Origin of the sequence: Halomonas sp. 707B3, assembly GCF_024158645.1 — a bacterium.
In the GTDB taxonomy this organism is placed as follows: Bacteria; Pseudomonadota; Gammaproteobacteria; order Pseudomonadales; family Halomonadaceae; genus Vreelandella; species Vreelandella lionensis.
Genome location: NZ_JAMZBE010000037.1, coordinates 21,309 through 27,829 on the forward strand (window position 1 = coordinate 21,309; position 6,521 = coordinate 27,829).

6 protein-coding genes are annotated in these 6,521 nt (G+C 58.8%); all 6 read right to left on the bottom strand.

From position 1 onward, the window contains the following. Positions 1-154: 154 nt before the first annotated feature. Complete coding sequence (locus BIS10_RS07205; protein WP_253503871.1) at positions 155-799, bottom strand: hypothetical protein; 645 nt, start codon at positions 797-799, stop codon at positions 155-157. A 12-nt stretch (positions 800-811) separates the two neighbouring features. Beyond that, entirely contained in the window at positions 812-1,708 is an 897-nt protein-coding gene (locus BIS10_RS19010; RefSeq protein ID WP_392567158.1) for a glycine-rich domain-containing protein, read from the bottom strand. A gap of 12 nt (positions 1,709-1,720) precedes the next feature. Next, positions 1,721-2,137 carry a hypothetical protein gene (locus BIS10_RS07215; RefSeq protein WP_253503874.1) on the bottom strand — a complete coding sequence of 139 codons (417 nt, stop codon included), beginning with the start codon at positions 2,135-2,137 and terminating at the stop codon, positions 1,721-1,723. Positions 2,138-2,149: 12 nt separating this feature from the next. Further along, a complete protein-coding gene (locus BIS10_RS07220; RefSeq protein WP_253503877.1) occupies positions 2,150-2,608 on the bottom strand; it encodes a hypothetical protein in 459 nt (152 codons plus the stop codon). Then, positions 2,605-3,564 (bottom strand): hypothetical protein, encoded by a 960-nt coding sequence (locus BIS10_RS07225; RefSeq protein ID WP_253503880.1) that lies wholly within the window; start codon positions 3,562-3,564, stop codon positions 2,605-2,607. The genes BIS10_RS07220 and BIS10_RS07225 overlap by 4 nt, the downstream gene beginning before the upstream one ends. Continuing rightward, the coding region (locus BIS10_RS07230; RefSeq protein ID WP_253503884.1) for a DUF4214 domain-containing protein at positions 3,561-6,521 on the bottom strand (2,961 nt) is incomplete at its 5' end. The genes BIS10_RS07225 and BIS10_RS07230, both read right to left, overlap by 4 nt.

A 6,521-nucleotide genomic window follows, 5' to 3' on the forward strand; every position in this document is an offset into this window, starting at 1 on the left:
TGGCCTATGTTTTGAAGCGTCGTGATAGGATCGTCGAAGGCGTATGGCGCCGTGCTCGCGATCAAAGCGCAGAATGGGGAATGGTTCGCCGTCCCTGGCGATAGGCACAAAAAAACCGCTTTCGCGGCCCGTGTGCTGTTGCGTTTTGTTGCTCTTACCACTGAATAGCGTCAAGCGCCTCCAACGTCTCAGCCGCCCGCGCTTGCTTCGCCAACCGCTGCCGTTTGCCCGTGAGCAACTGAAACTCAGCAAACGCCGCTGCATTGCGTTGAACGGCCACGCTCAGCTCATACAGTGTTTCGGTGCCGTCCTCGCCGTTACGGCCCGCCAGGATCTTATCCAGCACCATCATTTGCGGCGGCTCGCCTTGCTGGGTTTCGTGCCATGCCAGGTAAGCCTCCGCGTCCGCTTTCTGCTGATCCCAGCCCTTCGTCTCCACCTCTGGATACTCTCTCACTAGCGGCTGGGCGGCGGCGGTGTAAGCGGCGTTGATTCTCTGCAGCGCCCGCTCTTTCGCCCGTTCCAACATCGCCGCTTTTTCTTCATCGCTGAGCGGCACCACCTCACGCGTCACAACCACCACTTGCCGCTCAGCATCCGGCGTTAGCGTTTCATCGCCGTAGCGGTGAAACTCATCGGGTAGCGGTGGCGATTCGTTGACCTCTGGCAACCACGCGGCGTCTTGAACGCCTAGCGCGGGGTCTGTCCAGGAGAGATCAGCAAGGTCAGATTGGGATAACCCCCGTAGAAATGAGGGAAGTGGAGCGCGGGTGGCAGTGTTGTTTTGAACTTTGATCATTTAGGCTCTCCTTTAACTTGGACCAACGTCAGTTGATGGGAATTGTCGGGTATCTCCGGGCCAGACAATGCGTACTGCGCCAGAACCACCACGGCCAGCGAAAGACGTATCGTAACCACCACCACCACCACCGAAAACGCCTCCGTCCCCCGCTATATGGTTTGAGAAACCGGTGTGGTCGTCGTATTTTATTTCCATCCCGTCTTGTCCACCAGAACCACCTTTTCCGTTACTGTCTGATATTTGACTGGTAGCCGCCGCACCATTAGCGCCCTCGCCAAAGAGACCGACGCCGCCGCCGCCACCACCACCGTACCGATACGATCCACCACCACCGCCACCGCCAGAACCGGAAGAAATTCCATCGTTGTTATTTCCGCCGCCATTTCCACCATTGCCAGAGTAGCCGCCAGCGCCTCCTCCTCCTCCTCCTTCACTTTGGAACGTGCCGTTGCCTCCGTTGCCTCCCCCATCACCAACATAACCACCACCGGCAGGGTTGCCTTGGCCGCCAAGACCACCGTTGCCTGCAACAGTTGAAGCATTTATAAAATAGCTAGTCTCACCATTAGAGCCGCTACTAAAGGGATCATATGTGAATCCACCCTTTCCGACGACAACTGTGTATGCGGTGCCCGGAGATACAGGAATATTGTTTTTATATCCAAGACCGCCACCTCCACCAGCGCCACCGTTACCAATATAGTTACCGCCGCCGCCGCCGCCAACACACACAACGCTGACCGAGGTAACACCTTCGGGGCAGATCCAAGAATAAGTCCCGGGGATGGCGTACGTCACCTCACCTCGCACCACTGGAGCTTCCTTGTCACTAGCTTCCCGTCTCGGCAATCCCCCCAGTCCATTACCAACAGCAGGCGCGCCCTTCATTCCATACGCATAGGTCATATCAGAAGCCCCTTAGTAGTCGGTGAATTCGGCGTGGAATACGATGCCGTTGGTCGCGGCCACCTGACTGCCGACATACAGCTTGTCTCCTGCTTCCAGGCGTAGCGGCGTTGTTTCGCTATAGCGCTCAAACGCAGTGACCGGAATCGCTGTCGTGGTGTTGACCGTTGCTGCTTCCATCAGCGCACTGTCCATCAACCGCTGTGTCGTGCCGTTGTCTTTGCTGATAAAAAGCACTAACGAAGATGCAGTAATCGTGGAGCGCGGTATTGCACTCAGCTTTGTCAGTATCGCGCCGTCCGCGCCTGCAGTTAGCAACTCGACGGTATTTGTCGGGGCGTCGGTGGTGAGTGATGATGTGGCCGCCGTGGCAATGGCTGTGGCTGTCTTGGGGGTTTGGGCGAACGGGGCGGTGAACGTTTTGGCCATAGTGAGGCTCCTTTAGAAAGAAAGTGCGATGGCGTGGGCTTGGGCGGTAGGGGGCTGCACCGGCTGCCAATCTGGGTTGTTGTCGCTGGGCGCACTAGCGGTGACGTTTGGCAAATCCACAAGCAGCACCCAAAAGCGGTTGTTATCTAGCACGGTAGCAGGCCGATTAAGCGCACCACTGAGGTCCGCATAGCGCCCTTTAAAGTTAGCCACCGATTCAGCGGCGGCTTGGGCCTGAGCGGCAGCGGTGGCGGATGCCGCCGACGCCTCAGATGCGCTGATAACCTCCTGCTTTTTCTGCTCCACAAACACTAGCTGTTCGGCTGTCCAGCTCAGCGCTAGGCCCATCTCATAGGCGATGGTGGGCATCCACGCCGCGAACGCATCGGCGGAGGGAACAAAAACATCTTCTTGCATCGACCGGTTGGGCGGCTCCGTGCCCAGCGGCGTAAAAGCAGGTATCTCGCTCATGTCAAAATGCCTCGTATCTCAATGCTGCAGTCATCAAAGGCAGCGTGCGGGTAGATGATGTCAAAGCTGGTGAATACGCCGTATATCAGCGTGGGCTCGTATTCCTCGTAGCCGACCCATACCGCTGGCGTGGCGCGGTATTTCGCCAAGTATCGGTACACGCCGTTGGTTTGGTTTTTCTCAAGCAGCAAGTCGATAGATGCCCGCCGCACATAGCCGCGCTGGACAAAGTCGGTAATGCCAAATTCGTCATCTTCAATGCGGCTGTAGTCGCGTATGCCCGCGTTAATCCCCCATTGCGGTAGCCCAAGGTTTTTACCCTGCCCGATTAGACACAACCCGCACGCCGCCTCTCCTCCGCCGCTTTCAATGCTGATACGGATAGTGGCGGTGCCGTAGCTGGGCAGGTCGAGAAACGCTATGTCGGTGCGGCGCTCGATGGGGTCAAACAGGTAAGCGTACATATTGTTAATGCCCGTGTTTGCCGTGAGGCTGCGAGTACGCTGCCACACCACGCCCTCTACCGGGTCGTCCACTTCTGCCGTTACCGACACGCCCACCAGGCCAAACAGCACGATGTTGTTGACCACGCGCCCCGGCGCTACCTCAATCTGTAGCCCGTTGCCCGTACCGACAATCCAGGGTTGATTACCGGTGGTGAGCGTTCCCACGCGGCCATCGAACATGGCGCGCGGGTTGGTGGCCATCACCCGCAACCACTTGGCGGGCTGGCCATCAGCAGCAGGCTTTAGGTTGTCGGGTGGGTAGTTGCCGGTGTTATTGGCTATCGCTGATTCATAGATGGTGTGGGTGTCGGGCACCTGCACCCGCGCCCCTTTCGCATACGTGGCACCGGGGTCATACGTGGCCGCGTCCTCCTGGGGCGTTTCCGGTGCGTTGGTGGCCACTAGATTGGTATCGTCAATCGTGATGGGGGGTATTAGCTTTGCGCTCATGTCGTGGGCTCCACCGTTTTTTCTACTGACACGCGCACGCGGTCTTGGTCGTCCCAGCGCTCTAGCTGCCGCACCAACGCTTTCAGCGCTTTTAGGGCTTCCCGCTGCATGCCGCCTTGGGTTTTGGCGTGTTCGGTCAGCGCCTCAATGCGTTTCACCAGTACGGTCATCTCGCTGTTGCTGTTTTGCTGATTGATAAACGGCATGGGCGGCAGGTCGGGCATGGGCAAGCCCTGGCGAGGCAGGTCGCGCAAGCGCTCAGCGGTGGCCGCTGGGGCGACCAGCTCGCCTTTGTGGAGCCGTGCGATATAACCATCAAACGGGACATTCCAAAGCCCATCCGCGTGGCTACCATCCAGCTCTGCCGCGTTTTCCATATGATGACGAACGTCCGCCATCGTCGCGCCGCTGTTTAGCTGATCGTTCCAGTATTGGAAACCGCCATCGTCTGGATCACGCCCCAAAATTTCACGGTACGCGTCTGCGATAACCCCCGTAGCCCCTGTCAACAGCGGGTCACCATCAGCATCTACCGGTACGCGGGTGCCTCCACCGCCTGCGCTTCCAGCACCGGCGGCAACGGCGGCCGCAATCGAGCCTTCTAATGCACCAATGGCGGTTTCAACACTCAGCACGCTTTGATTGACTTGAGACAACCACTCCTGCGTGCCGAACTCGGCCTGAATAATCGCGGCCTGATCCACTAGCAGCTGATCCAGCTGGGCCATTTCCCGACTGTGCTGGATCTCGGCCGTTTCCATTTGCCGTTCAAGCGCCCGCAGGGATTTCTCTTCAGTGCTGAGCTGGTCGTCAGTGAGCTGAGAGAGGTTGTAAATATCGTGGGCGGTGCCCACAAAATCCCGCTGGTAGTCGAGGAACGAGCCGAACAAATGCTCTGAGGGTTCCGCTACTGCTGAGAGCGCGTCGTCTAGCTCGCGCTGGCTAGTGATTTCCCCAGCGGCAAGCATCCGCTGCAGCGTCGCTTGACCCTGTTCACGAGCAAACGCGGTGCCAGACTGTGTGTTACGCAGGGCTCGGTTGAGCGACTGAGCGATAGATTCGGTTTCCTGTATCGCGCCCTGCACCGTTTGCATGTTGCGGCTAATGCTCTCGGTCGTGGCGCGGTAGGCGTTTTCCAGAATCTGCCGTTCATCATCGACGCTTTTGTTAAGCGCCCGCCACGCCGCCTCCACCGGAGCTAGGGTGTCAGCCACACTAGCCACATCATCAATGGCATCTGCTGCGCCACCTGCGGCATACTGAGCGGCTTCGGCACTGTTCGCTATAGCGCCTAACGCTTCCTCCAACGTCAAAGCGCCGCTGGCCACCTGATCAAACCAATAGCCCATTCCCTCCGCTGCAGGAGCACGCCCCAACACGTCCTGGTACTGCTGTTCAATCGCTTGGCGTACAGCAGCATTGGTTTGTTCTAGCGCCGGTGCTAGCTGCATCAGCCTGATAGCTAGCTCGCCGGTGGCGGCTTCATTGAGGTTTTGGGCTTCGACTAGAGTGCGTAGCTCTTCAACCGTCCGTGGGGCGTTATCAGTGATGCCGTTCAGAGCGCTGCGTACGTCATCGAATTGGTGCTGGAGGCGTTCTTGGTCGCTGAAGGCGGCCTGGTAATATCCCTGCTGGACTGCCGTGAGCTGCTCAACGCCGCCGGTGATATGCGCCAGGTGGTCAGCAGAGAGCAGCGCGTAATCCGCCGTGGCGTCAAACTGCAGGTTCAGGCGATCAACCGCGCTGCTAACCACGTTAACGGACGCGATGGAGCGATTCAGCGCTTGCATAAAGCGGTCGGCATCCATCGTGGCCCACGCATCGTGGATGCCAATACCCGCCGCCTCCAGCGCTGCGAGCGAACGGTCTACCAGGGTGAACTGAATCAAATCCGCTGCGTTGCCGCTGCGCTGTGTTAACGCCCCGACGGCCTCGGTCATAGCTGCCAGTTCAGCGGGAGTACGGGCTAACGATGCAACCAGGTTGTCGGTTTTCACAGCGGCAGTGACAAGCTCTTCTGCCCATTGTGCACGCTCATGCAAATTATCATCGCCGCCGTTACCGTCGGCACGGTGCAGCCGTTGCGAGCCTGACTGTGTGAACCCCACTTGGCCGAAGGCGGACTCCGCAGCGAAGTGATATTCAGGCGTAAAATCGCCTGTGGCTATTTCGCCACGGAACGGGGTGGGCGTGTGCGCAAAGGCGCTGCCTATACCTCCCCCGAGAAATGAACCTATGGCCGCGCCCACACCGGGAATGGGGATCAGCACTTGGCCTGCTAGCCCGCCCAATGCGGAACCGATTTGTTGCTCTTGGCTTTGCCCAAACATGGCACCGGATGCCCAGCCACCGGCTAAGCCGCCACCTACACCAAGGGCGGCGTTACCAAACCCACTACTGGCAAACGAGTCAAAGCCTGCTTTTAGGCCTCCTCCGCCTCCTTGCGCACCTAGAGAACTGCCAAACACACCTCCGTATGTGTTTTGAGAACCCTGAAAAGCAAGATAAGCGTTATTTAGTGACTGGCCAGCACCACCAAAGCTCATGGGGTTAAGGCCAAAATTGCCACCGCCACCCTGGCCGCCCACACCCGGAATACCCAACGCACCGCCCATCTGCTGCGTGAACTGCACAACGATGGGGCGTAAGGTGGCCTGGTAGGCCATCTCGGCCAGCAGGCGCTTGAAGCCGTTCAGGAGCTGATCAGAGAACGACTCGAACGAATCAAACGCGCCCGCGAACGCATCGGCAAACGTCTCGTCGATACGGTTGCTGGCCTCTTCCCATGCCCGCGCCATTTCCTGCGCTGCGGGGTCAGCCTCAAGAGCCAACTGCGCCATTTCATCCCGCACGTTCTGGATCATGCGGCCATACTGCTGGCCGTCAATGTCGCCACGGCGGTAAGCGGCGTTGATGTCCTCGATGGCCTGCGTCAGCGCCACGCCGCGCTGGAACTG